The sequence below is a fragment of the Achromobacter sp. GbtcB20 genome, from assembly GCF_019091095.1.
Lineage (GTDB): Bacteria > Pseudomonadota > Gammaproteobacteria > Burkholderiales > Burkholderiaceae_B > Achromobacter > Achromobacter mucicolens.
In genome coordinates, this window is record NZ_JAGXJZ010000019.1 from 82,492 (window position 1) to 108,107 (window position 25,616).

The 25,616-nt window shown below is 57.4% G+C and carries 23 protein-coding genes and 1 pseudogene; 11 read left to right on the plus strand and 13 right to left on the minus strand.

Translation table 11 applies throughout. The annotated features are described in order from the left end of the window. Positions 1 to 108: 108 nt before the first annotated feature. Positions 109 to 1,443: an MFS transporter gene (locus tag KVT32_RS21670; protein ID WP_152385768.1), complete on the minus strand. Its 1,335-nt coding sequence runs from the start codon at positions 1,441 to 1,443 to the stop codon at positions 109 to 111. Positions 1,444 to 1,519: 76 nt separating this feature from the next. Beyond that, entirely contained in the window at positions 1,520 to 2,923 is a 1,404-nt protein-coding gene (locus tag KVT32_RS21675) for an amidase (protein WP_152385769.1), read from the minus strand. Positions 2,924 to 3,011: 88 nt separating this feature from the next. On the opposite strand from KVT32_RS21675, the gene KVT32_RS21680 reads away from it, so the two are divergent. The 6 genes from KVT32_RS21680 to KVT32_RS21705 all read left to right on the plus strand — a co-directional run bounded on the left by KVT32_RS21680 (position 3,012) and on the right by KVT32_RS21705 (position 9,457). Then, the gene (locus tag KVT32_RS21680) at positions 3,012 to 4,046 is read left to right on the plus strand and encodes a LacI family DNA-binding transcriptional regulator (RefSeq protein ID WP_152385807.1); all 1,035 of its coding nucleotides are present in this window, start codon (positions 3,012 to 3,014) and stop codon (positions 4,044 to 4,046) included. Between the two features lies 1 nt (position 4,047). Beyond that, positions 4,048 to 5,640 carry a hypothetical protein gene (locus KVT32_RS21685; protein ID WP_152385770.1) on the plus strand — a complete coding sequence of 531 codons (1,593 nt, stop codon included), beginning with the start codon at positions 4,048 to 4,050 and terminating at the stop codon, positions 5,638 to 5,640. Between the two features lie 355 nt (positions 5,641 to 5,995). After that, positions 5,996 to 6,955: a nucleotidyl transferase AbiEii/AbiGii toxin family protein gene (locus tag KVT32_RS21690; protein WP_227741430.1), complete on the plus strand. Its 960-nt coding sequence runs from the start codon at positions 5,996 to 5,998 to the stop codon at positions 6,953 to 6,955. A 13-nt stretch (positions 6,956 to 6,968) separates the two neighbouring features. Then, positions 6,969 to 7,685 (plus strand): hypothetical protein, encoded by a 717-nt coding sequence (locus KVT32_RS21695; RefSeq protein ID WP_227741431.1) that lies wholly within the window; start codon positions 6,969 to 6,971, stop codon positions 7,683 to 7,685. Positions 7,686 to 7,891: 206 nt separating this feature from the next. Continuing rightward, the gene (locus KVT32_RS21700) at positions 7,892 to 8,542 is read left to right on the plus strand and encodes a DNA/RNA non-specific endonuclease (RefSeq protein WP_227741432.1); all 651 of its coding nucleotides are present in this window, start codon (positions 7,892 to 7,894) and stop codon (positions 8,540 to 8,542) included. A 357-nt stretch (positions 8,543 to 8,899) separates the two neighbouring features. Further along, positions 8,900 to 9,457, plus strand: coding sequence for a hypothetical protein (locus KVT32_RS21705; RefSeq protein ID WP_152385774.1), 558 nt, complete (start codon positions 8,900 to 8,902; stop codon positions 9,455 to 9,457). Between the two features lie 18 nt (positions 9,458 to 9,475). On the opposite strand, the gene KVT32_RS21710 is transcribed toward KVT32_RS21705, so the two are convergent. Further along, positions 9,476 to 9,769 (minus strand): hypothetical protein, encoded by a 294-nt coding sequence (locus KVT32_RS21710; protein ID WP_152385775.1) that lies wholly within the window; start codon positions 9,767 to 9,769, stop codon positions 9,476 to 9,478. A 189-nt stretch (positions 9,770 to 9,958) separates the two neighbouring features. Here KVT32_RS21710 and KVT32_RS21715 point away from each other — a divergent pair. Further along, positions 9,959 to 11,047: pseudogene (locus KVT32_RS21715) on the plus strand (IS3 family transposase). A gap of 602 nt (positions 11,048 to 11,649) precedes the next feature. Here the strand turns inward: KVT32_RS21715 and KVT32_RS21720 are convergent. Next, complete coding sequence (locus KVT32_RS21720; RefSeq protein ID WP_152385776.1) at positions 11,650 to 12,252, minus strand: SHOCT domain-containing protein; 603 nt, start codon at positions 12,250 to 12,252, stop codon at positions 11,650 to 11,652. A gap of 615 nt (positions 12,253 to 12,867) precedes the next feature. On the opposite strand from KVT32_RS21720, the gene KVT32_RS21725 reads away from it, so the two are divergent. After that, positions 12,868 to 13,230, plus strand: a complete 363-nt coding sequence (locus tag KVT32_RS21725; RefSeq protein WP_152385777.1) for a response regulator — start codon at positions 12,868 to 12,870, stop codon at positions 13,228 to 13,230. 1,132 nt (positions 13,231 to 14,362) lie between these two features. Here the strand turns inward: KVT32_RS21725 and KVT32_RS21730 are convergent. Next, positions 14,363 to 14,866, minus strand: coding sequence for a helix-turn-helix domain-containing protein (locus KVT32_RS21730; RefSeq protein ID WP_152385778.1), 504 nt, complete (start codon positions 14,864 to 14,866; stop codon positions 14,363 to 14,365). An 89-nt stretch (positions 14,867 to 14,955) separates the two neighbouring features. Between KVT32_RS21730 and KVT32_RS21735 the strand changes: the two genes are divergently transcribed. Beyond that, positions 14,956 to 15,093 carry a hypothetical protein gene (locus KVT32_RS21735; protein ID WP_193725400.1) on the plus strand — a complete coding sequence of 46 codons (138 nt, stop codon included), beginning with the start codon at positions 14,956 to 14,958 and terminating at the stop codon, positions 15,091 to 15,093. Between the two features lie 345 nt (positions 15,094 to 15,438). Here KVT32_RS21735 and KVT32_RS21740 read toward each other — a convergent pair whose 3' ends face one another. Further along, a complete protein-coding gene (locus KVT32_RS21740) occupies positions 15,439 to 15,810 on the minus strand; it encodes a response regulator (protein WP_152385779.1) in 372 nt (123 codons plus the stop codon). 1,100 nt (positions 15,811 to 16,910) lie between these two features. Here KVT32_RS21740 and KVT32_RS21745 point away from each other — a divergent pair. Continuing rightward, positions 16,911 to 17,405, plus strand: a complete 495-nt coding sequence (locus KVT32_RS21745) for a hypothetical protein (protein ID WP_217618839.1) — start codon at positions 16,911 to 16,913, stop codon at positions 17,403 to 17,405. A 410-nt stretch (positions 17,406 to 17,815) separates the two neighbouring features. Beyond that, on the plus strand, positions 17,816 to 18,985 hold the full coding sequence (locus KVT32_RS21750) for a nitrogen regulation protein NR(II) (protein WP_217618840.1): 1,170 nt from the start codon (positions 17,816 to 17,818) through the stop codon (positions 18,983 to 18,985). 49 nt (positions 18,986 to 19,034) lie between these two features. On the opposite strand, the gene KVT32_RS21755 is transcribed toward KVT32_RS21750, so the two are convergent. From KVT32_RS21755 to KVT32_RS21785, 7 genes are all read right to left on the minus strand, one after another. Further along, positions 19,035 to 19,427, minus strand: a complete 393-nt coding sequence (locus tag KVT32_RS21755; protein ID WP_152385582.1) for a response regulator — start codon at positions 19,425 to 19,427, stop codon at positions 19,035 to 19,037. Between the two features lie 467 nt (positions 19,428 to 19,894). Beyond that, the gene (locus KVT32_RS21760) at positions 19,895 to 21,892 is read right to left on the minus strand and encodes a hypothetical protein (RefSeq protein WP_152385583.1); all 1,998 of its coding nucleotides are present in this window, start codon (positions 21,890 to 21,892) and stop codon (positions 19,895 to 19,897) included. Between the two features lie 989 nt (positions 21,893 to 22,881). Continuing rightward, the gene (locus KVT32_RS21765) at positions 22,882 to 23,571 is read right to left on the minus strand and encodes a hypothetical protein (protein WP_152385584.1); all 690 of its coding nucleotides are present in this window, start codon (positions 23,569 to 23,571) and stop codon (positions 22,882 to 22,884) included. Between the two features lie 901 nt (positions 23,572 to 24,472). After that, positions 24,473 to 24,808 carry a hypothetical protein gene (locus KVT32_RS21770; protein ID WP_054458113.1) on the minus strand — a complete coding sequence of 112 codons (336 nt, stop codon included), beginning with the start codon at positions 24,806 to 24,808 and terminating at the stop codon, positions 24,473 to 24,475. Positions 24,809 to 24,921: 113 nt separating this feature from the next. Next, entirely contained in the window at positions 24,922 to 25,122 is a 201-nt protein-coding gene (locus KVT32_RS21775) for a hypothetical protein (RefSeq protein WP_152385586.1), read from the minus strand. Continuing rightward, positions 25,119 to 25,385, minus strand: a complete 267-nt coding sequence (locus KVT32_RS21780) for a hypothetical protein (RefSeq protein ID WP_152385587.1) — start codon at positions 25,383 to 25,385, stop codon at positions 25,119 to 25,121. Before KVT32_RS21780 ends, KVT32_RS21775 begins: the two co-directional genes overlap by 4 nt. Before the next feature lie 75 nt (positions 25,386 to 25,460). Further along, positions 25,461 to 25,616: a hypothetical protein gene (locus KVT32_RS21785; protein ID WP_193725383.1), complete on the minus strand. Its 156-nt coding sequence runs from the start codon at positions 25,614 to 25,616 to the stop codon at positions 25,461 to 25,463.

Consider the following 25,616-nt stretch of genomic DNA (forward strand, 5'->3'; position numbering starts at 1 on the left):
GATGGCTTCCTGCCCTACGCGCGGCGCCTCATTTTGAGGACTTGATGCGCTAAAACACCGTTGCAACCGCAGCGCTCGCACGTCCTGGCCACGCTGCGGTCACCCTCATCACTTCACGGCCATCGTTGCCCAATTGGTTTGGCCCGGCCGGACAAATAGCATTGCCAGCACACCTACTCCCGTCGCAACGGCAGCGGCAATGAACATGGACGAATAGCCATACTGCATCGTGAGATAGCCGGTCAACGTAGGCGCAACAATAGCGGCCGTATTGGCAACCGCATGCGTCATCCCGCTGAAAGCACCCGTGCGAGTAGCAGGCGCTGTATCGATGACGACAGCCCAAAACACCGAGTTCGGCAAAGAATTAATCGCGTTGGCCAAGGTCAACAAGCCAACGGCCACCCATACCGTCTCTGCTTTCGACACAAAGAAAAAGCACACACTGGTGCACAGCAGGCAGACAGCAGCAAATAGGCTCCGAGCTTTTACGAGGCTGCCCGTGGACTTGTATATCGCATCAGAAATCCTGCCTCCCAACAGCACTGTGAAGCAAGCTCCAACCCAAGGAATCATCCCCATGTACCAGAGTGACGAGAGATTGAAATGGAATTGATCCTCGAGATACTTTGGCGTCCACGTCAGCAGCAAGAAGTTGACGTACATGAATGAGAAATACGCCAGCGCATTGAGCACCAAGGTCCGGCTTTTGAAGTACGACCACCAAGGCACACGCACGGATGCGCTGTCATCGGTGTTGCCAGGCTTGGCTTGCTCTTCTTTTGCTTTCTCCTGAGCCAAGTAGGCTTTTTCTTCGTCAGAGATGTACTTGTTGCTCTGAGGAGTATCAGTGAACACACGCATTAAGAAGAAAAGAACGACCAGCGACACCACCCCGAGGATGATGAACATCGCCCGCCAGCCGCCTGTTGCGTACTGCAGGCCAGAGGCAATGGGCGCTGTCAGCAAAGCGCCCAACGGCGTGCTGACCAAACCCAGGGCCACGACAAAACCGCGCTCTTTAGGTGCTGCCCATCGAGAGATGCTCTTGTTGATTGCCGAGTACGCCGGCCCCTCGGCAAAGCCGAACACGATCCGGATGACAGCGAAACCAGCCAACGCAGACCCGCCAAACAACGCAACCCCCAGATCGCCTGCATAGGCTGTAGCCATCGCGAGAATGGACCAACTGCCCGCTGCCCAGAGCCAGACTTTTCGAGGCCCCAAGCCATCGGCCAGGAATCCGCCGCACAGCGCGCCAAAGAGATAGCCGTACCCAAAGTATCCGAGCAGAGCGCCCCATTGCGCCCTGTTCAATCCGTATTCAGCGGTGATGCTGGCCGCGGCGTACGACATGGCGCCGCGATCAATGTAGTTCAGCAGCGCAAGCAGCATGATCAACAAGAATATGTTGTATCTGCGCCTTGGTTCTGTGGTGCTCATTTTGTTTTCTACCCTTTTTATCCTGTTAACAAAGCCGTTTTGGCCTGCGTTTTCGATTTGGTCAGTATTGAGTCAATCAAATCCGATTGGCGGACTCGAGCACAGCGCCGACTTGGTACAGCGTGGCTTCATCTTGATAGCGGCCGATCAGTTGCATGCCATGCGGCAATCCGTTGGTCTCGCCAAAAGGCACCGACAAACTCGGATGACCAGAGAGATTTGTCGGTGCCGTCAGTCGCGTGATCAACCAAAAGGTCGGATGCGCAGTACCGTCTACCAACGTGTCCCGTTCGTCGATCCGCGGCGCAGGTACGCCGCATGTTGGACTCAACAGAATGTCCACGTCGGCCAAAGCGGCATCGAATGCCAACTGTGCCGAATGACGTTGTCCCAACGCGCCTAAGTAATCAGCCGCCGACACGTCTGCCCCGGTCATCAAGCGAGTCCGGACCTCAGGCAGATAGGGCTTATCCGCATCCAGCGCCGCCCGGTGTGTTGCATAGGCCTCTGCACGCAGAATCAACTGCTGGTTCTCGTAGATCGCCTGTGTCTCTGGCACCTCGATATCGACAACACGCGCGCCGGCGGCCTCCAGAGCCTCTCGAGCACGGCGCACACTTGCCTGCACGTCATTACTGACGAAGTCAGCGAAGTAGCCACCGGGCACGCCGATCTTCATACCTGCGATGGGTTTTCCGACCTTTGCGGCGTAGCGGCCAGACGCAGAGCCGCACAACACTTCAAGGACAAGAGCGTTGTCCAAAATGGTCGCGCTCAAATGACCCACATGATCAAGCGTGGGGCTCAGGGGAAATACACCGGTACTAGGCAGCAAACCCACAGTGGGCTTCAAGCCCACCACACCACAAAACGCTGCCGGCAAGCGCACCGAAGCACTGGTGTCCGTGCCCAAAGCGGCCAGGCACAGGCCTGCCCCGACAGCAGCAGCCGAACCACTGCTGGATCCACCCGACACGTGCTCAACGTTTCGCGGGTTACGTACCGGGCCGAAGTCCGACCGATCGCCCGTGGATCCATACGCGAACTGGTGCGTGTTGGTTTTGCCAAGAATCACCGCGCCCGCATTACGCAGACGTTGGACCACCGGCGCATCTGCACCGGCGACGTTTTTGGCATATTGGCTCGATCCCATCGTGGTGCGCATCCCTGCCACATCGATGAGATCCTTGATCGCCACCGGGGCGCCATGCAAAGGCCCCAGCGTTCCGCCGGCCGACATCACCGTGTCGCACAGCTCTGAGATAGCCAGGCTCGCCTCGCGATCCACCGAGATAAAGCTATTCAGGTCAGATTGCCCGATTTTGTCCAAGTAAGCCTGGACTACCTCTGACGCGGTGCTCTGCCCCGAGCGATACGAAGCTAGAAGTTGATTGATAATGCTCACAATTTCCTCTGCGCAACAATTTACCCAAACGATTGGGTTGAAGTTTCGCGCAAGGTTAAAGGTGCTATCAAGCATGGTTTACCCTAACGTTTGGGTAAATTTGAGTCGCCTTATGATTTGGGGTGGCTTGGTATCATTTGGGATTGCTTCAATCCTCTGTCCAATGAAACAAGGCCCTGTCACTCTGAGCTCGCTCGCACGACTGCTAAACGTGCACGTATCCACCGTCTCACGCGTGCTGAACGGCTCAGACGAGGATGCAAAATCGGCAGCAGCGCCCGAAACCGTCCAGCGGATCCGGGACCTGGCCAAACAACTCAACTACAGACCCAACCCGAACGCCATCGGGCTGCGAACGCAGCGCACACGCACGATAGGCGTGCTGGTACCGCAACTGTCCGACATCGTGGTCGCCATGATTTACGAGGGCATAGACGCGGCGGCCGTGCACGCGAATTACCAGACGTTTGTTTCGAACACCCAAGACATCCCTGCCCGGCAACGCGAGTTGGGAGAGTCGGCGTTGGCGCGACGGGTGGATGGAATCATGTTTGCGGATGCGCGGTTGGATGATCCGTACTTCATTGATGAGATTGCGAAACGTGGGATTCCGATGGTGCTGGTGAGTCGGCGACTGGGGCAGCACTGCTCTGTCACGTGTGATGATTTTGAAGGTGGGCGGTTAGCGGCGGATCATCTGGTCGGGCTGGGGCATAGGGATATTGCGGTGCTGGCGGGTCAGGCACATGCGAGCACTGGGGTGGATCGCACGGCTGGGTTTGTGGCGAGGTGCGAGGAACTCGGGGTTGATATTGATAAGGCCTGGCGGCCTACGAGCCCGTTTAATACTGAAGCTGGCCGGAGCGTGGGGGAAAGACTGTTGGCGGGGTCGCGAAAGCCGACGGCGTTTTTTGCTGTGAATGATTTTTTGGCTATCGGGTTGATGGGGGCGCTAAGGGATTATGGGATGACGCCGGGGTCGGATGTGGCGGTGGTCGGATATAACGATACGCCTGTGGCTGCTGATCTGCCTATTAGTTTGACGTCAGTGCGATCGCCTATGCATCAGATGGGGTATAGGGGGGCTGAGTTGTTGATTGAGCAGATGGGGGGTGGTAGGTCGGAGTCGGAGAGATTGATGCCGGAGCTGGTGGTTCGGCAGAGTAGCGGGGTGGCTTCGAACCGCGGACATATGTGATTTGACACCTACCATCGAGGAACAACAACTGCGCGAACACCTCGTGGTAGAAGAGATCACGTTCGCCATTCCCGCGCAGAGCTTCGCGATCTCGTGCGCCATTAGTGCTGAGGAAGCGTTGCCCGTGGTGACGGAATTCGCCCTGCGCATCGCGTACGTCTGTGGCACGCTCAGCCCCGCGCAGATCCAGGATTTTTTCGGCTTCTCGAAGAAGGAGACCGATGCCGTTCTCAAGTCTCTGCTGGACGAGCGTCTGCTGCAATGGAACGACGAGCATCTGGAACTCACCACTTATGCGCTCGCGCGTTTTCAGGACAGTTCGGACAATTTGCCGCGCTTCTTCAAGATCCAGGACTGGAGCACCGAAGTCGTATTCGACCTGATCAGCTTCAGCCCGGCGGAACGTCCAAGCCGCCTGAAGCGGGTGCGCTCCCAGATCGAATTGGCGACACGCAACCTGGACAAGCAGTCGCGCACGCGGCAATATGCGGAGCAATCCTTCCAGCAGAACTTCCGCCAGATCTGCACCAAGGACAAAGCCGAGATCTACAAGATCAGTGCTATTGACGCTGGCGAGCGCTTCAGCATTCCGCTGTCGTGCACATTCCATCTAGATCTTGGCGGGCAGACGAGCATCCGCCGCAACATCGACGATGAAAGCTTCGGCAGCCGGCTGGAGATATCCGAGGCGATCACCGATGCGCTGGCCAGCCAGGAGCGAGGCGACAACGAGCGCCTGCGTGACTTTATCCAGACCTTCGATGACACGCTGCTGCAACGCTACGTGACAGGGGATGCGTTCGATCTGCGCCGATACGCCCAGGAGGTCCATCTGACGCGGATCGTGCGCCCGGACGACGACCGCGTTACGCCAATGCTGGGCGCGTTGTACCTTCCCCGCAACGCCGGCTTGCTGCTCGAGCGCATTCAGGCCGCAATGGCGCAGTTAGACGCACGGTTTGAGCTTGAGCCGCCTTCCACAGAATCGGCAGAATCCGACACCGAGGAGGCTGCAGAAACGACACATCCCGCACAGCGGGAGGCCCTGTGGTGGGCGCCGCAATCACCGCTGTGGGCGCGCACGCGAAGCGCGCGCGACCTGGCGCAGAAGATCGAACGGTTGCTGGTCCCTCAAGGTGGCGAACGCCCCTCGACTGGGCTGCAGGTCGTGGTGCCTACCGCACGCCGCTCACGGGAGCGCCTTGCCGTCTACCAGGACCAGTTCAGCCGCCTGCTGGCGGCAGATGTAGTGTTGATGGATGGAAGCTTGGAACTGTTGCTCGTGCCGGACGCCTTGGTTTGTGCCATGTTCCACTTCAACTTGGCTCACAACGCGACAGCCGTGCCGATCGGTTTTATGTCGTCCGCCCCTGAACACATTGCATCCGCGGGGGCGCTGGTTTCAGCACGAATGCGAGGCCGCTCGGACAGCGTCACTGCGGCGCGCGAGGAGGGCGGCGCGGCTCTGATCGACGGTCTGGCCCAACTGGTCGCACGCCTGACACCGCCACGCGAAGTTGACGCGGACGGGTCCACCAAGGGGGGCCGCGCTCGACTGACGCTGAAGAAGTCACGAGAGAACGCTGGTTCATGACCATCAACCTCGAGTACGTAGGAGAAACGACGCGAAAGCGCCTAGCATTCAGCTCGGGCGAATCCGTGCCACTCGGCTTCGATGACCTGGTGGCTTTCCACGGAAAACTGCGCGAGCCCACTTCGAATCCGAGGGGCTCAAGTTGCTTCAACGGAACTCGAGCATTTGCAGATCGCAGATTCCGCGCGACCGACTTTATTCTTTGTATTCACGCCAGTCTAGACAAAACGGCTTATTGAGGTAATATAAGGGAACATAAAAGATCCCTTAAATTGCAATGAATGCAAACGCCCGCCCGGCCGGCTTGCCGGTTAAGCGACAGCCGCTTCCAAGTACCACCAAGCACCAATGGTCCGTGCTGCTGCAGACGCTACTCATTGCTGGCTTTGTCGAACGGTCCCGTTGGACGCAGTCTGAGGCCGTGTTTCACGGTGGGACCAGCCTGAAGCTTGGCTGGGGAAGCCCAAGGTGGTCAGAAGACCTCGACTTCCTTCTGAAAAAGGATCACCTACAAGAGGCCGAGCGGCACATTCAGAGCGCCGTGACGTTCGCCCGCGCCCACCTGGCGCGAATCGACGCTGCTTTGCAGGTCGAGGTATCGGGCAAGACCAGCGATCGCATGGCGCGCTACGCCGTGTCGATGACTAAGCCAGGGCTTCTAGGCAAGGCGATGGTCAAGGCGGAATTCTGGGGCGTTGAGGACAGCTATCTGGAACGCTATCCGTCCGCATTGCGCCTGCCCGAGCCTCCGCAGGAGCTGGCGCAGGCCGGCTACTTCGTACGTGTTAGCTCGATGCTACCCATGGCAACCTTGAACGCTGTGATGTGCGACAAGCTCGTCGCAGTTGCGAACCGACCGTACTTCAAGGCCCGGGACATCTTCGACATGTACTGGATCCGGCAGGAGCGGAGCTTCGAGCGACCGACTCCTGAACAAATGGCCAGGGACGTCCTTGTTCATGCCAGCGCCTATGACGCTCCCATGGACCCCGAACAGGCCCACGCCCCCAAGCTCGAGTTCACCTCGGAACAGAAGCTCGCTCTTTCCATGGCGGGGTCGCTGCGGTCCTGGGCGGATTCAATTCATACGACGGAATACCTCGTAAAGGCGCAAACCGAACTGAAAACGTTTCTTGTGGACTCCATGGGCGGTTTGCATTTGTGGGAGACCTATTGGAAGGGCCAGGTGTCGACCATGATCGATGACGCTGGCGCGATGGCGCTGCAGTGCGCTGAAGCGATGGAGAAGATTGTTGGCGAGGTAGAGGGGGAGCACACCAGACCGGCGCCCACCCGAGAATCACCGCGGGGCTGACATGGGCGTTGAGATGATCCGATCCCTCGAGGAGGCCGAAAAAGAGCGCAGCCGCAGGGTCTCAGCTGTAACGCGCCTCAAAGAACTTCCCGCCGTTTTCTCTTTGGCTGATCTTTGCCGCCTGCAGGAGATGCCTGTTGAAGCCGCCAAGGTTTGGGTCAAGCGAATGGCGCGCACTGGGCTGATCCAGTTCGTCGGGCCGCGCGCCGCGCTCTACTTCAATGTGCTGCGGTACCCGAGCTCGCCACAGGACAATCTCCTCGAGGCGGTGGGCCGCTTGTACCCGGACGCAGTGGTCCTGGGGGCGCACGTGCTCCATGCATATGGCTGGGTGACGCAGATCCCACAGATTGTGGACGTCGCAGTGACGCCGCGCCGCAGCATGGCGGCCATCAATGGCGTTCACCTGTGCCCGCGCCCCCGCGCCTGGTATCGGGAGCAGCAGGACGCTGGCGCCATCCTTCGCTACGGAGAGTCCCCCTTCACGCTGGACTCGCTCACGCCAGGAGCCGCCTTGCAGGACCTTCGGGCCAACGGGACGGGTGAGATGTGGATCCCGGACCCCGACGACCTCTACATCCCAGACAACGTGGAGGAGGGCGTCACACGCCATGCGACTGGTGACCATTCAGACTTCCGCGAACTGGACGAGCTCGACTCTGGCGATGCCAGCCCCCTGGGGGCGCATGAAAAGGACAACGGCTTTTTCGACGACGACGCGCCGGCCTAGTGTTGCGGCCGCCTTCCAATATTTTAGGCGGCCGGCGCTCCTTGATAGTATGAACAGACACGCTAATTCATACTTTATGGGTACTTCCAATGCGCACATATCGGCTTGTACGTTTGGCCGCGGCTCTGTGTTCCACGCTCATCGTCTCCAGTGTCGGCGCGGTTGAAAGTCGCTGCCCGTCACACTATGCCGGCGCACTGCCACCCGTGATCCTGGATGCCGCAGTGGCCACCGGCGCGATGGAACTGTGCACTCAGGGATATGGCGTTCTGTACTCTACCGAAGCGAAATCGCCGATTCTTGCGGCAGAGCACCTTTCCCCGGCCCGCGTACGCCGCGCGTACGAGCATCTGGGGCGCTCAAACGACTTTCGTCCAGACGAACGAGTCTCGCGGCGCGCTCGTGCATCCTTAGACGATTTCCGCGGCTCCGGCCTTGACCGTGGCCATTTGGCGCCTTCGGCCGATATGGATTCGCCCCAAGCCGACAGCGAGAGCTTCCTTCTCACGAACATCGTTCCCCAGGATCCGCATTTGAACCGCAATCTTTGGGCAGCGATTGAGAAGGGCGTGCGGGCCATGGCCAAGCATCGGCAGATCTATGTGGTCACGGGCGTTGTCTGGGAGCCCCACGGCACTCGAACTGTTGGCCGCGGCCAAGTGCGCGTGCCGGCATATCTGTACAAGGCGGTCTACGATCCCGGCGCCCGCGCCGCTGCTGCATACCTGGTGGCAAATGCTCCTCACCAGCGTCATCGCGAGCTTAGCCTTGCCGAGCTGCGCGCGGTCGCCGGGGTGGACCCGTTTCCTGGCGGCGGCGATTTCGCTAAATTGCGGCTCCCTCGGCCCCGGTACTAACTGTTGCGCTGCCCGAGCGCCATTGCAATTTTCGAAGGAGCGCTCTCCACGACGCGTAGATTTTCGATACATTGGCATCTGTCCAGAAATCACGGAGTCGGAAAGTGCCCATACCTAGACAAGGCGGCGGCCCCAGGCTGATCGTCATTGCATCAGACGAGGAAGTCCCTTTCCGATCTTGCGAAAGAGAAGCCGAAAACCACGCTCTTAGGACTATACGCGCTTACCATTCCCACGATTCCAGGTCTGAAGTTAACGAAGAACGCTCGATCGGAAGTCATAGACGCATTCCGCGCGGGGCTCGCAAGTGTCCCCGGCGTGGAGCCTGTCACTTATACCGAAGCTAGGGCTTTCGATATGCCCGCAGGCAAGCCGATCTTGGGCAGCGTATATGCCGCCCACCCCTGCGCCGACGATCTCTTCTACCCGATCGCATCCTTTCACCATTTGGTCTTCGATGACAAGGTCGCCGAGGCGAGCCGTCTTCTAAGGAGCTTGGGCGCAACGCGCCTAAGGATCGAGAGTATTCAAGGCTGGGACAAGAGCATCAGCGCTAATCTCACAGGCCAGATCAATGGCGCAGATGTAGGTGCCGAAGCCCGCAGCACCTCAACCTCTGCGTCCAATCTGGTTTTTGAAGAAACCTATGAGAACGACAGAACGCCGTCAATACCACGGGATCTGCGCTGGTACTTCCGAGAGCCGTTGTGGCAGGAACTCGCCAAGGGGCGGCTTGAGCACGGGATGCGCACCTTTTCCCTGGAGGCCACCTACGACGAAGATCACAATATCAACGCGGGGTTGAAAATTAAGCTCGAGAAGGCAGGCTTGGACATCGGGGGCGCGTTCCGAGAACACGTCGCTTCGACCTGGAAGATGACCGGCACTTTTTTCAACAACATCAAGCCTGCCTGAAATGCGAGGCGCGGCGCGCTACCGAGGCGCCATGCCTTTGCGCAGCTTCGCCGGTTCCTCCATCATCTCCTGTACGGCCTGGTCGCGTTCGATGACACAAGGCTCCGCGCGCAGAGCTTCCATGAAATCGTCGTATAGCCCCGCTGTGACGCCGGCGGGACGCTTGAAATCGTTGGAGAGTTGGTGGGCGCGCAGCAGCACCGAACGCAGCCGCTTGATCTCCCAGAGCAGGGCGATCACGTCGGCGTTCCAGTATTGCCGCTCGCGGATCGCGCGCAGCTCAGCATAGGTGAGAGGGGCTTTGAACGGCATGATGGAATACACTGTTTATTTGTACAGTATATTCCACCGAAAACGGGGTCACTTCATTGGCGTTGCGACGAGCTTGTCCGACGGGTAGGGCACCATGAATTGCCGGCTCTCATCTGCGCTCGCGGGGTAATCCCCCCATAGAAGCGTCGCATCCAGAAGTAGAATTTTCTCGTTGAGGAGTTCTACAGCATGAAGAAGTCGAGATTCACAGACAGCCAGATCATCGAAGCGATAAAGCGGGCCGAGGCGGGCTTGGCAGTGCCCGAGTTGTGCCGCGAGCTGGGCATCAGTTCGGCAACGTTCTACAAATGGCGGGCCAAGTTCGGCGGCATGGATGTGTCAATGATGTCGCGGATGAAGGAGCTGGAGGCCGAGAACGCCCGGCTTCGCAAGATGTATGTCGAGGAGAAGCTCAAAGCTGAGCTTCGAGCGGAGACACTCGAAAAAAAGTGGTGAGGCCATCTCGCCGGCGCGAGATGGCCCAACACATGGTGCGCGAGCGAGGAATTTCAGTGCGCCTGGCCTGCGAGGTGGTGGGCATCAGCCAGACCTGCTACCGGTACGTCTGCAAGCGCAGCCCCGAGAACGATGAGATTGCAGACTGGCTGATGCGGCTTACAGACAACCACCGCAATTGGGGGTTTCGGGCTGTGCTACCTGTATCTGCGCAACGTCAAAGGCTACTCGTGGAATCACAAGCGGATCTACCGTATCTATCGGGATCTGGCGCTGAATCTTCGTATCAAGCCGCGCAAGCGTCTGGTGCGCCAAGCGCCCGAGCCGCTGACCGTGCCAAACCAGCTCAACCATGTATGGTCGATGGACTTCATGCACGATCAGTTGGCCGATGGCCGAAGCATCCGATTGTTCAACGTGATTGATGACTTCAATCGAGAGGCCCTGGGCATCGAAATCGACTTCTCGCTGCCGTCCGAGCGCGTGATCCGATCCTTGAAGCAGATTATCGGTTGGCGGGGCAAACCGCGGGCGATACGCTGCAACAACGGACCGGAATATCTAAGCGCCGCTATTACCGAGTGGGCTGGGCAATGGGGTATCAAGCTCGAATACATCCAGCCGGGCAAGCCACAGCAAAATGCCTATGTCGAGCGATTCAACAGGACCGTGCGCTACGAGTGGCTATCTCAGTATCACTGGGAAGACCTGGATCACGTGCAGCGCGCCGCGACCGAATGGATGTGGTCCTACAATCACGAACGCCCGAATATGGCACTGGGCGGCTTCACCCCCAAACAGCGGCTAGCCATGGCCGCATAGCGTTCCTACTTCTGGCAATCGCTAAGAATGGGGGGGTTACCGGGTGAGCTCTGCTGGAGAGATGTCGTAGGTGTACATCAATCGGGCAATTGAGCCGATGGCGGAAGCTTTTGCGTTGCTTCGCACGACTTTTAGTCGCTGTTGAAGGCGGCTGATTTCGGCATGAATAGATTCCAATGAGTCGCGTCGTACCACACCTGTCTCCTATCAATAACCGTCCCTTGAGGCGATGAGAGCGAAGCTGAGCGCCAACGTACTCTCTCGAAGGTGAACCGTCGGGCAGCTTTTCGCCAAAGCATCCAACCTGGTGATCGCCACATGGGTGCCAACCCGCACCGACAACGGACCAGATCGTTTGTCATGCAACATCCTACTCCGCTTTAAACCGGCTCCGTCGCGTCAGACTGAACGGAACCCTGAATGGGATATAGCTGCAATATTGCAGACCTTGAGCTTGGCTTTGGCCCTCCGCAGTCTCAGGCGCATTGCCTTCACGTATGCGCCCACGTCGGCAGCCACGTCGCGCCAAAACTTGAAGAGGCGGCTGAGCAGGGGTAAGCGACGGACGATGAGCCAAATATCGGGGGAGGATTCGCTGTTTTTCAAGCCAGCAGTTTAGTGCGAAGAGATTGATACTCTGCCTCCGTGAGTTCGCCGGCCACCTTCAGTTCTGAGAGCGCCCGAAGTTCGCCCGCTATGGATAGAGTGGGTGCGTTCGTCATGCTAATTTGGGCCTCGAGTAGTCTTCGGCGCTCGGCATTTCTGCTGGCTTGATCGGCGCGTTTGATCATGACGTCAAGATGCGCATGAAAGAGGCGCGCTTCTTCCATGATCCGCTTCGCTTCCGGCGAATTTCGAGAGATTTCACGCGAGAGTAGTTGCACGTCGTGAAGAGGGTTATTGACATCATCAACGGTAACCCTGATCTCAATCGAAGAAACTTTTCGATTGGTCTTCTTTTTTCCTGATAGACCTCCAATGATCATCCCTACTCCGCCAAGCAGTAGCCCGCCAACAGCGGCGCCAGCGATCTGACTTGAGCGTGATGTGCTCGTTTCGCACTCTCCGTCGATGTAGAGTTCTGCGGCAAACACTTCGGCTACGTCAAAGACCTCCGCGTTGATCCAGTTGCCGCCTGCCAGGCATATCGACTTTGCGTCGTGGCCAATTGCGATACCCGCCCGCTTGTCAAAGCTGACCAACACGTGCGCGGACCCTTGCCCATTCACAACGGCCAACGAACGCACAAGTGTCGCTTCAGCCCGGCGACGTGCCTGGTTTTTCAAGGCTGCACAAAGCGCTACAGCGCAAATTATGAGCAGTAGGAAGCCATTCCCGGTCATAAGAAAATCCCCAGATTGAACAGGAAGAATACGTCACATTCAAAAATTCATGGTTGCATTTACAAATTCGTCGCGTCGGAGCGACGTTTGCCGTGAGTGGACGCGGAACTCGAAGCCTATGGATGAGGCGGCAGGCGGTAAGTTGCGCCGGGCTACGGGGCAGCATTTATTTAAGCGCGACGTGGACCTCTCTTTGAGACTACCGTTCGTGCACCCGACCGACGCACTCGCGGCGGCTCAGTGTCCGCGACCAGGCCGCGCAAGAGGGCACCCCAGGGCTGATCTTCAAAGTAACGCTTGCGCGGGACTGTTCCCTGGCCGCGGAAAGGGGCAAGTTTGCGCGAGACGGCGATGGCCGTATCGTCGCCATCCCAAACCAGAGTAGTACGATATGAACCTGCCCTATCGGAAGTGCCATCCGTCGGCCTAAGGCAGCGGAACCATGCTTAGAGTACATAGCCCCTGGAGGTCACCGTAATGCGAGTCCTCATTGTCGACGATGATTCCGTGTCGGCTGAGCTGACGGCTGAATGCCTAATGATGGAACCTGGCGTCATCGGCGAAATCGCTTGCGACGGTGCGTCGGCGCTGAGGATAATCGAGACGTTTGCGCCCGACGTCATTCTCCTAGACGTTTCCTTGCCGGACACCTCCGGACTGGACTTGGCGCCGCAATTAAAGATTGCGAACCCTGAACGTCCCCCGCGCATCATTATCTTCACCGGCAGCGTTTGGGACGCCGCTGGCGCCCTGCTACCCGTGGGCGTTGACGGTTGGCTTTCGAAACCCGCCCATTTGGACGATCTTCTTGCATGCGTTTTTCGGCCCATAAGAACGTGAGCGCGGGTCATAGCGGCCGCAACGATCGGTAGTGTTGGGGTCGATTCGATCTCCACAGTGCCCGCCGATTTCTCGATCTGCAATCGCCGGCGTTTGGAGTATTTCGGCTTAGCTCGCCCCTAGCCCGCCGCAACCAGTGGGTGAAACGTGGTGCGAAGTAGTGAATGAAGCTACCCGGCAAGGACGAACGGTTCTGCGCTGGATGGCTGGTGGAAGGTGGGACGCGCGATACACGTCCAGTTAAGACCAGACCAATCCCGCATTGGGACGTTCGGCTCGAGGCAGTCTACCTTTCCATACGTCTACGGCTTCGAGCGGACGCTCGCAATTGCCTTGAGGAGCGGTGGCTGAAAGTTATAGGCCTGCAACCTATCGAACTGAAGGTGCCCTCAACGCCGTTGCTACACAGAACGCGTATTCGGTGAGGCCTTTGCCAGCGTGCACCGTGCGTCAGCCTGGGAGGACAAACAGAAGGCTAAAAAGCAACGTCTCACAGTGGATGCTACCTGCAAATTCTGAATGCCGATGCGGTCCGATGCTTGACTCAAAGGTGGCACCGTCCAGTTCCCCGCGCGAGAGTGGCTCGTTGCTTTCCCGCGTGATTAGCGCGCTACGCGCCGCCCGGCGGTCGTTGGACTGCGTTTACGAGATGCTCCTTGCACCCAGATTATAAACGGCTGGCCACCCACCCACGCACGAGCGTTGAGATGCGGGGCTGCCTTTGGGCCGGCTGTGTGGCTACGCGTTGGTCTGCCCGTAATCCGAATGAAGGATTCCGTTCGTCTGCTGCTACGTCAACAATAGCTTGTCCTTGCCGGCATACGACTTGTCAATTATTCATGCCCTGTTTTCCGTGCGTGGAGGCAAACGAGGAGGAGCACACATGACTCGTAGCACCAGGTTGTCCGATGTGATTATCAAATTCCCGGACCGGTCTATCTGCCGCATCGAGCGCAGGTTGTTTACTACGCGCGCGTCAAATGGAGCTTCCGTCAGGCAACACGTCTGCACCTTACCTTCAGGCGAACTTGTGGTGTGGCTCGCTGGCGGTCGATATCGCTTGCCAGATGGCTCTATCGGCGTTGCAGTAGCCCACAGTCGGCCTCCGTCTTAGCAATGCGACGACGGATATCTATTCGGTATCTCTGCGTCGCCGCTGGCGCCCTCGAGTGACGAGCTGCTGTAAGCTGAGGCCCAGGCCTTCTGCCAGCCGTACCTTGTTCGGAAGCGTCAATCGGGCGAACTCCGATTCCATCGCCTCGTATTCTGACGTGCTTACTCCTAGACGTACTGCCATGATTTGCTGGTTCAAACCAAGGTACTCACGCCAGGCGCGCACCAGTGACCAATGATTATGAACGGCAGCGACTACAACCTCATGCGGAATTAGGCCGTCATCCGAAAGCGGGGAACATGAAGGCGCCTCTGATTCTGGCAGCTCCGCCCGATCTGTGGAAGGAGTCACCAAATCATCAACTTCAACGGTTTGGCTGTTCGTAAGAAAGTTTGCGGGATCGGCCGACTGAGGCGACGATCCAGACGCCATCGCTAGCAGCCGCTGGTACTCGTCGTAGCGCAGCACGACGAACGCGGGGACCCCGTTGAATTCCAGTATTTTGGGGCCAATCTCATTCATGGCTGCTCCTCGCTCAGTCTGACCTCTTCTACCTCCACGCCTGCGCGGGAAACGCGGAGACAGAGGTCATAGCCGCTGGCGGAAATGCAATGCTGCTCTCCGCTAGCGAACGCTTCGGCCTCGTGGTCGAAGCGCCGACGGAACTCTCCAACGGATTCAACCAACCGGCGCTGATCCGCGGTCGCCAAGCCCAGCAACATCTTTGCTGCCGCTGGCCACCAACTTAACTTCACCATCAAAAAGCTCCCCAAGCGGTTGGATCTTGCCCACCACACCTATTGCGTTGCTTCTTTGTAAAATGCGAGACTGCACAGGTCAACACTGTCCACGACGACGCGTTAGGGCTTGCGCACGGTGAACAGGTTTTCGGATGATCATCGTCAGGTCGCTCGTAGTTGCCAAAACGCGCCTGACTGCTATTGTCACTACGTAGCACCGCATTGTGATGCTCAAGCGGTAAGGATCTTGAGCCACGACGTCGTCCAACGATACAACGCATCTATCGCACACATTGCACGAGGTCGTTCAGGCTGTGAGTTGGTCGGGAAATCTTCGCCGGTCGATCATCGGACCTAGTCAGTTAACCCCTTTTTCGCGCCGGTGCGAAAAATGCATGCCCCGAGCTTCTCCAAATTTGCAGGCTTTGCAAGCCAATCATCAACGCCGGGCGGAAGAATACGGTCAGCGGGTTCTCGGGCACTGCCGCTGAATATGACGATACGCGCGGTTGGGCACATGGCTTTGATCCGGGGCGCCAAGTCTAAACCCGACACATCTGGAAGATGGACGTCCAAGAGTACGACTTCGGGGCTGAACTTGCCTCCTATGGAGAGCGCAGTCGCACCGTCAGATGCGACTTCGACGTGCACGTCGAAGTCCAGCATCAAGCACTCCGCTGTTAGTTCGGCCCCTAAAGTGTTGTCGTCCACGATAAGAATGCGCATTGCGGGGTGTCCCTTCTGCCGATTGTAGTAATTGATCCGGTCGCACTCATGCTCAATGAGGCGGCGCGGCGCGACGTTGCCAAATGCGGTCCCGTATCGTACTCCTCCACGCTCTCACTATCTTGGGGCCCAACAACGGTGCCGCATGAAGATACCAGTCCTCAAGCGGGGACTCTTCCGCCTGCAATGTCCGTCATCGGCTAGCACTGTATTGCGGCAGCTCTTGGCGTTGCGCTGGCAGGTGACGGCCTCCGGGGGGCTCCGCCGCCTGTGAGAGATTCAGGTAATGGCTAAGGTGAGCGCTCAGAGGCTGTTTGATCAGCGGCTTCATGAACGCCACCGACAGGTCGCGCCCCCTCGGTGGGAACGGAGCGGCACTTTGGGCTTCACACATAGGAGTTATGGCACGCCCCCGTTCTGTCAGGTACCCAACTTGGTCCCCGACCCGGCGCGTCGCGCCTGTCCTCGGCGTTCTCGAAGCTACGAACCGTTGTCCCTCTTCAAAGATTGAAGCCGCGAAACTCGGCCTCGACTGCATTCTGGAGCCGGCTTTGTGTCGTAGCGGCAAACTCTTGCTTCCCTAGACAGTCATGGTGCAGGTCCGCCGGCGAAATCTCACGGGCGAGAAAGCGTATCTGCGCAGTTTCGATCGATCAGCATGTCGGTCGCTGATGTCAAAAAAAACCCAGGATTGAACCTGGGCGAATCGCGAAGCAATCCGCCGGCACGGGCTGCGCGAAAGTTGAGACTAAAACCGGTCGGGAATTACCGCCATAATACATACACCATTGTCCATCTGCTGAACATCTTTTGGCCCAGATCCATTGCATCCGCCGACCTTCTCAGCAGTATGCCGGTCGATCGTGTCGCAAACGCATCCCATCAAGCCGTGGACCGACGCGAAGAGGAATAGCCGGGCTCGAACAGGCGCAGTGGCGCTGAGGAAGAGTGGTGCCGAGTTTGCGTTTCGCGCTTGAGCTAAGCGGGAGGCCGAACAGCGGACGCAGCTTGGCGAGGGATTCCGCCAGATGACGGATGGACGCTCCTATCTCACGTGGCTAGATTGAACATTCAATCGGAAAGGATAAGGGGTGGCGCAAATGCGCATCGGAATTTTGCTAGGTGTCGTCTGTTTCACGCTTGGTGCGCCAGCGTCGGCGCAGTACCGAATTGAGATCGAAAAAAGCAGAGCAGGGCCCTTCGCGCCAAACTACAAAACGCGCGAAGCTGCAATTTCAAATTTCGAAACCAAATGCAAGACGTGGCCCGACGCAATAGGAAGGGTGATTGAATCCAGTTCGGGTGAAAGCGTCCGTGTTGATTGCATTGCAGTCATGGAACGGATTCGTGCTGCTAAAGCAGAGCGCTTGACGCGCGAGAAGTCGCAGCGCGAGTTGCAACAGCGATACCAGGTTTTTGCGCAGAGCTCGACCGGGGTCTGGCGTAGTACTGGTGGGTATCCGACGGAGCAAACGGCCCGGGCGGCGGCCGAACGCCAATGCATTGATCGCGTGACCCCGCCCAAGAATTTGGCGAGCAAATTTGTGGATCCCGCCGGCCAAGAGATTGTATTTTCATGCGCAACTAAGCGCTAGGATTACATCCTGCGGCTACGAGAACGCCCAAAGTCCCCTCAAGCCAGCAAAGGAGCTCTGGGTGCTCGAACCGGTCCATTGCGGGGTTCTCTCCAGCAGACCTCCCGTCGCCCCTTTCGTGAAGGATGGAGAGGCGCAGTTCTCCCGGCTGCTCGGGCAGTTTCCGACTATGGGTCCGCGTCTTTGAATGCCCTTCGCTGTAGCTGCTGTACGGGTGTTCGATCGCGTGGATAGGGAGCCCCTTTCGCCTGTCTCATTCCTACGCCTCACCGGTCCTGCGCCGTCAATAGGCGGGCGGAGCTAGCTGTTCAAGCTCCAACTGCTTGATCAACTCGCAACTGCGACCCTTTGCACAAACACGGTGGAAGTTGAGTAATTGGACGCTCCGATATGGCAAAGAGGAGCGCCCCATGAATGCCGTTGAGCCTCCGAATCGAGATAGGGTCCGGCTTCCCAGAAGTCTGGCTGAGTTGGACGAGGCGCACCGCTACAAACTTCTGGTTGAGGCGGTGCTGGACTACGCGATCTTCCTACTCGATCCAGACGGCCTCGTGGCCAGTTGGAATTCCGGCGCGCAACGCTTTAAAGGCTACGGTGCTTCGGAGATCGTAGGTCAATACTTCTCTCGCTTTTACACCGAGGAAGATCGCATCGCAGGCGTCCCGGAGCGCGCTTTGGCGATCGCCGCCAGTGCGGGTCGTTTTGAAGCCGAGGGGTGGCGAGTACGAAAGGACGGCACGCGTTTCTGGGCCAGCGTTGTCATAGATCCCATTCTCAATGACGCAGGCCAACTAATCGGCTTTGCAAAGATCACGCGGGACATCACCGATAAGCGACGCGCTCAAGATGAGCTGCACGCCGCACAGCATGCCTTGTATCGGGCGCAAAAGATGGAAGTTTTGGGCCGCCTGACCGGCGGGTTGGCTCACGATTTCAACAACTTTCTGACCATCATCAGTGGTGCGGCAGAATTGCTACAGAATCCACGGCTGGCAACTGACAAGCGGGATCGCTACGTAAAAACGATTGCAGAAACCGCGACGCACGCGTCCCAACTCACAAGACAGATGCTGACCTACGCCCGACGCCGGCCTCTTGAACCGTGCGATTTCGACGTTCGCTCCTGCATTGACGGAATGAAGCAGCTCTTTGAATCCACACTGGGATCAACAGTTCAGTTGCAATACGAAGCTACCGACGACCCATGCGTGGTGTGTACGGATATGAGCCAGCTGGAGAACGCGCTGCTAAATCTGGTGATTAATGCCCGTGACGCCATGCCTGAGGGCGGAACTTTGACCATCGCCGTCGAGCGCAGGACCTCCCATCCTGATGGCCGAGGCGGGGTGATAGCCAATCCTTGTGTGGCTATCATCGTCGCTGACGATGGAGAGGGCATACCACCATCGGTGTTGGATCATATCTTTGAACCTTTTTTCACTACGAAGCCGGCGGCGAAGGGGACGGGCCTGGGACTTAGCCAAGTTTTCGGTTTCGTGAACCAATCTGGCGGCTACATCGACGTGGCCAGCACTCCACAGAAGGGCACATCCTTCACTCTATATTTTTCATGCGTATAAGCTGATGAGTGCCACGCCCCCGCTCGGTGCAATCACCGCGTATACGTGCCTAACTTCTGGGTATTAAAATTTCCAGATGCGCAAGAAGCTCGCCGTAGCCGTACGGTTTGGGCATGAACCTTGTCGCATGTGGCAGCCCATCTAGCGCGGGCTGATGCCGTCCGGACGTCAGTAGTACGGCCACTCCCGGCAGCCCCGCCACTATCCGTCGCGCCAACTCGAGCCCGTCTATCAAGCCGGGCATTTCGATGTCCGTCACCACCGCACGGACTTCCGGACTCCTCTCTAGAATCGCGATCGCCTCATCGGCACAATTCGCTTCAAGAACGACGTAGCCTTCAGCGGCAAGCATTTCTCCTAGGAGCCATCGGGCCGTGTCGTTGTCGTCCACTACTAGAATTGTGTATGTTGCTCCGGCCTGTGTTAATTCGGCATCGGTCATCTTTTCATCTCCACTGCACATTCTTCCCTTGTGGAAACAGGCGCATAGTGAGGCCTATTCTGCACTCTGACGATATTGGAGCGGTCGTAAGGCTGCATACCGTATGAATTGTTCCTGTTCGCGCCCGTCTGCAACGACCATGCCCGCCGCGCACGGAGTAGTGCTCATAAGATGCGGGGGTTACATGGGCGCAGCACAAATCTGCTGCACCGGGCGATATCCTAGAGGTCCCGTCCAACAGCTTTTGACTCGACGGAGCCGTCGGCTACGAAGATCGGGGCCAGCAGCCGCTTCCTGCGGAAAACCGGAAGCCGATGGCAGGTTTCGACTGTGGATTCAACAGGTCGTTGCGACAGCTTGGTCAAACCGCCTGCCAGATGATTTTTGAAATCCCAAGGCCGGTGGCCGGGTCGGCGTCAAGTGAAAAATTGTCCACATAGAAAACAGTCAAGCGAAAAAGCATGCACTCATCCGTGAATGAAAGGATACTGGGCGGCAATTCCCATTTGGCCCGCGAATACGTGATCCTTGCCATAGAAGGTCAACATCGAAACATGCTGATCAAGAGCTAGTAAGCAGCTAAGCGAAAAATCATCGCGTCGATTTGTGTAGCGAAGTTCAAGTTCTTCTCGCCATTGAGCGCTGCGCGCCATAACAAGTGCGCGTTCGCGACGTTGCTCCATCCTTTCCCGCGTTAACGTAAAGGGCCCTCGATTGCGGAACGAACCGCTTTCGGGAACGTGGTCAATCAGGCGAGGAGGCGGTCGATCATAAACTGCCAGAACAGAAATTTTGCCTTCGGCAGACTCGTTGCGACCCGAAGCATACCTACACGCGGCCAACACCTGTTCAATCGAGTCGAACCAAGCGTTGGCACCAGCTGAATCACTTGACCGGTGCACGTAGGCACGCAGATAGGCACGGCAACCAATTAACCGTTCGAACGTCCGTTCTGTAATAATGGGGTCGTATTCGGAGAGCAGGCGTCGTTGATCGCCCTGAGCAGCGATCCTGGCTAGTGTCGGAAAATCAACTGCCCTTCGCCGACCCAACTGTTCGGTCTCCTCTTTCCAAGTCGCAGGAGTCGAAGAATAGTCCTCGCAACAATAAATGCGGCACTCAGCCTCAAGCTCGGGAAAATAAGAATCTCGAGACTGAGTGCCGAATAACCAGCTGAAAGTGCCACCAAATAAGACACTTCCAACGCTTGAAAACGGGTCTCGTCCAGCAATCTTTGTAGGTTCGGGGCCGTAGCTCTCGAAAGGAGAGTTGAGAAGACTACTGCTAAAGTCAAGGCCGCGTAGAGTGCCCGGCAATCCGTCTCCTAACGTGTAGTAGCGTGCCGCAGGCGCCCACCCTCGTCGCCTGACGTAAAAATAGCGAACCACCGCATAGGCTACGTGCGTGGCGACTTCCCATGCTGCGCCCGCGTCGCGTTTCCGTAGTTTGCCCACCATATTAAGAGCACCATCCTGGACGTCGTGATCGTTCGACTCCATGATTAGTATCAGCGCAAGACAAGCAAGCTTGTCTGTGGAACCCTGCATCGCGAAGATTTGAGGCGCCATATCTTCAAGCGATGTCACAAATCGTGGGCTGTCAAGGACAGTCACAAACTGCGTTTCTGATGAACGCAAATTCCCAACAATACGATTCGCCCTAACGTAACCCAAAAGGCTGTCGACATTCGATAATCGGCTGATGCTGTACTCATACAGTAACAGGGGGAGCGCACTGCGGGAGTCCGCGGCTTGGTTATATAGATTCAACAGTGCTGAACGTAACTGAAAGCTATCTTTCCATATGTCGTTGGCTAAGGAGGTCGAAACAGGCTCATACCCAGATCCTCGCCGCAGGCCCCGCATTTCCTGCTCAAATCGGTGTGCCCCCTTTAGATCCCCCGCGCGAATGCGTTTAAGTAATCCATTCGTCAGCATCTCCACCGAGGATCGTGCTCCGGGTTCCACTCCTTCGCCTGGCTGATGGTTGTACAGCGACCAGAGTTTTTCGCTTGCGCGAATGAAGTTGCAAAGTTTGTCCCAATTATGGACTTCTACTTCAAAAGGGAGCTCTGCTTGATGCTGAAACTCTTGCAGAGCGTCGTGAAGATGCGAATCGTTTTCTGCGTTTGTCGCGACGATGAATAGATAGACGCCCGCGTAGTGATCGGCGCCCTTAATCTTTTCCGCTGCCGCCAGCACATCGGCCTTGATTTTACTGAGACGCGGGCAGGTCAGCGTAAATTTGCATTGGACAAAGACTCGTCCGCCCCGCTTGTTGATTGGGATGGCTCGATAGTCGTTCAGAAGAATATCAAGCCCTTGCTGCCACTGCCCACGCCGGCCAAAGAGCCGGGAGCTATGATAGACCTCCTCATAGATATCCAGGCACATAATCTCGAAGTCGTGCTCGTTCTTAGGATGAGGGATGTAGCGCGCTTCGCGCTTGTTGGCCTGAGTCGTCATTAGAGCTTTCTGCGCGAGTAATTTCTCGGGTTAGTAGCGGGATTGGGACTGGTTTCCGCGGTAGTCGGCCGAATTTAACACGGGGCCCGCCTCTGATAAATCGAAATGCGACAACCGGTATGCCCGGGGTCGATCAACCCGCGCTCGCCTTCAGATGGTTTGAACAGAATATGAAATGTGCCAAACGGACTGCGCTGCGCAGACGGCCCGGCATATCTATCCTGGTCGTTGGATGTTTAACAGAATGGGTATGAACGGCACGTCCCGAGACGCATCAGCACGGGAAGCGATCTCCGACCACCAATGCTAGGCTGCTGGTGGCTGAGTGACCCGGGTGACGTTCCAGCGTGTCCAGTTATTTTAGGAACATGAGTCGCTGGGTTAAGAACAGCATGGCCTGGTTCGAAGTCTAACCGAGAGACGAGGCTCCGCACAGCGGAGCTCAATTTCAATCAAATCGGGGCGCGCAGCTCGCGTTCATGGAATTTTCACTTCAGGACAAGAACACCGCCTCAGTGCACAGGTCAACTCGGTGACTTCATTTCTACTGATCCGTTTGGGTTTGATGGCTTAACAGGCGCTATCGTGACTTCAGAAGTCTGTTAACCTGGCGTCCTAACTGTTCGCTTTTTTCCTGCAATTGCGCTGCTCGTACGATTAAGACTGCGCAATGACTTGCTAAATTCTGCACGTCACGCTTTAGCCGTACGGTCTCCTGCCGCTTGTTCGCCAATACATCTTGCAAACGTGTCGGCTCACCTTGTCCCCTCCTCATTGCCAAGATACGGTTCCGAACGTGTGGATAAGGGCAATTGGAATGACCGATCAATGTTCTGGATCTTCCCGCCTCCTGCGCAACCGTGGTGACGTTGACTTTAAGTGCATTCTGTTTAGCAAGAATCAATAGCTTCCTGTTCTTTGGGACGCCCGCTTTCAAACGATCCAATGCAGCCAATAGCTCCAGCTCAATCGAGTCTCCGCGAGATGAATTAGTTTTCGGCATCATCATCACCGAATTTCTTAAGAATTCCCTCCGATTGCCGAATTCGCTCACGACAAACAGCGTATTCTTCGTATCGGTTAGCTCGCCGGGCGTCATTTAGAATAGTTTTGTTTTCTTGCAAGCGATTACGCCAAAACGGAACGTTTCGCGACGTGACCGCATAACAATCACATTTAATACATACGTCCGGGGATCGATGTGAAAATCTGGGACGCAGCGTAGCCGCGCCATTAGTGCCCGCTAATTCGTGGCAACGAGAGGCACCCGGCCGGACGCCGATCATGCAGTAACCATCGTCGTGCATCCAAATCCGCAAGTTCTGTTCGACTACATAGCCCTTCATCGCCCGGAATGCCACGTCTCCGGTCGACTTGCCAATGATGTTCTGTAACGACTGTTGATGTCCGAGTACTAACTTGGCCATTCCCCCCGCTATGCGTGTCTCTCCTCGCGTGCTCTCCAAGAGGAAAAGCGTCGTCTCATGAATATTGGCGCTTTCAAGCGCCGAGAGTAATTCCGGATCATTTCCCAGATATCCTTTCTCGGTCATCGGGTCTCCTGCAGCCTCGTAGGCGGCGAGCACGTGCTGAAAGAGGTCGAGCTGCTCAGGACTATGGCTCTTGCCGGGTCCATCTCGACGATTCGCTGCGCCACTGCCTCCAAGCAGGCGCGCCATACTTCGCCCAAGGCCTCTACGTCTAAGCCAACTCGTTGCGGCGGGCGGGGGGGCTGAGGATCGGCAGGGGCGCAATCCGGGAGGGGAAGGCTCGCAGCGCGGTCGTCAGTGGAGGCGGACTCGCGAGGGACCTTGGGCTGCTCGATGCCGCCGGCGGCCGAAACCGGGTAACCCAATTTGTAGAGCTGCTTTACGATGCAGTTGGCAAAGACCAAGTGGGACTTGTCTTCCGGCACAGTGCGGCCGGCGGCCAGCGCTGCGAAAGATACATCCTTCGGCGTCAGCGGCGGAAGAGGAAGTGGGGCTGTCATGCAGTTGCTCCAAGTACGTTGCGTGATCTGAGAACCACAATACGCACCTGGCCATGCATCCCAAAACTTTCGGCTCAACGGGCTGGACGGCAGCTGCCGGGAGGGACGAACGAGATGAAAGGGTGCGCCGCCTTCGTAAAAGGCCTGCGGCGCTGGCGGCCGGCTTTACTCCACTTCGTGGGTGTCGAATGGGGCACCGCAGGCTTCTGCAAGCTCGGCGTCGGACAGTTTGCTCAGCCGGCTGATGATCGCTTGTCGCAGTTGGCTTCCCGAGACGCCTTCTCCGTCGGAATCACCGGATGAGATCTCGAAGGCGAGTGAGTATGCGTGGCTGTATCGCGATGACATGGTTTCCGTTTCCTTTGCCTGTTTGGCTCTTGCCCGGTAGCCCGAAACTGTTTGGTATCTGGCTCCAGTCTACGGATGAGGCGAACACTGCCAAAGCTTCCCTTCTGCAACGCGCTGCCCCAGCGGCCCGGCGTTATGCAAACGTGTGGTGTTCCGTGGCCGCGGCGGAGTACAACGAATTAAGCGCGCTCCGCACCGGACGGCAGTTGCCGCCGTGTGGCGGCCGGTCATTCACGCTGCCGCTATGTCACATCGACTCCATCAACCTCAATGAGATCGGCATCGTCATCGGCACTTACTTCAGCCAAAATCTGCGAACCGTCCGACCACTCACCAAGCGAGACGGTTTCACAGTGCAGCGATTCGGAAAGCATCTTGAGAGCTTCCTTTTGGGACGCCGCCCGCACGCGAATTGACGCGAAGAGACGCACATCAAACAAGTACTCGTGCTCGACGAGCGGTCCGCCCGGCGGGTTGGTGCTTTGAACTGGCCCGACGGGGCCGGTCGCATGGGAAGTGGGATGGACGTGGCTTCGGGCGCGTGCCGATGCATTAGTATGGGTCTGGTTGGCTTGCATATCTTACTCCTAGGCGATTGGACTGTTCGTGAAACCAGTCTACGGATCGCATCATCACGTCCAAAACTTTTCACACGGCCCAGAATCCAGGCCGTGGACGGTGATTGTGCGAGCTAAGGTTCGCGGTAGCCTCTGATGGCCTTATAGAAGTCAACGACTCGGCGGCACTCCACGCATGTCGCCACCTGGCCGGGGATAGCAATGAGGATGGGTTCATCTGCGTCGCCGGTGTTGAAGGCGTCGAAGGCGACGCCGCAGGTGGTGTATTCGCCGCCTGCGAGAAGACCCTTGAGATGCAGGGGAACCTTGTTCATGGCGTCATTTGGGGGGCGTTACCCTCGACTCGAGCAAAGGCAGGCAGGTGCGCGTCGCCGGTCAGCTCGTCAATCAGGGCAATCTCGGCCGGCGTCAGGGGGGAACAAAGCCCCACCATTTCCGTCTTGAGCGCCGAGAGGGCAATCAACGACAGCTCATCGTAATCGTCTTGCGCCTTGTGCAGGAGACGCGAGACTGCTTCCAACTCGGAAATGCCCGCGTCTGAGGCGAGCCTCGAAACCTGATTTTGCGTCGTGTTCATCTAGGGGCCGGCCAAATTGTCAGGGGGGAGCAATGGGTCCCGCTCCCGTTGAGGGGGGCGGGCGTGCCTGCGGACTTATTGGGCAGTGGCAATGATGTCGAGGGTTCCTTCGATGTGAGTGAGGCTTCGAGCGGCAATTGCGATTGCCCCGGCGGGGCTCCTCGCATCGACCGGATCGAAAGTTTCAAGGCGTCCGCCGTTGACGCGGTACTGAACGATATAGGTCTTCAT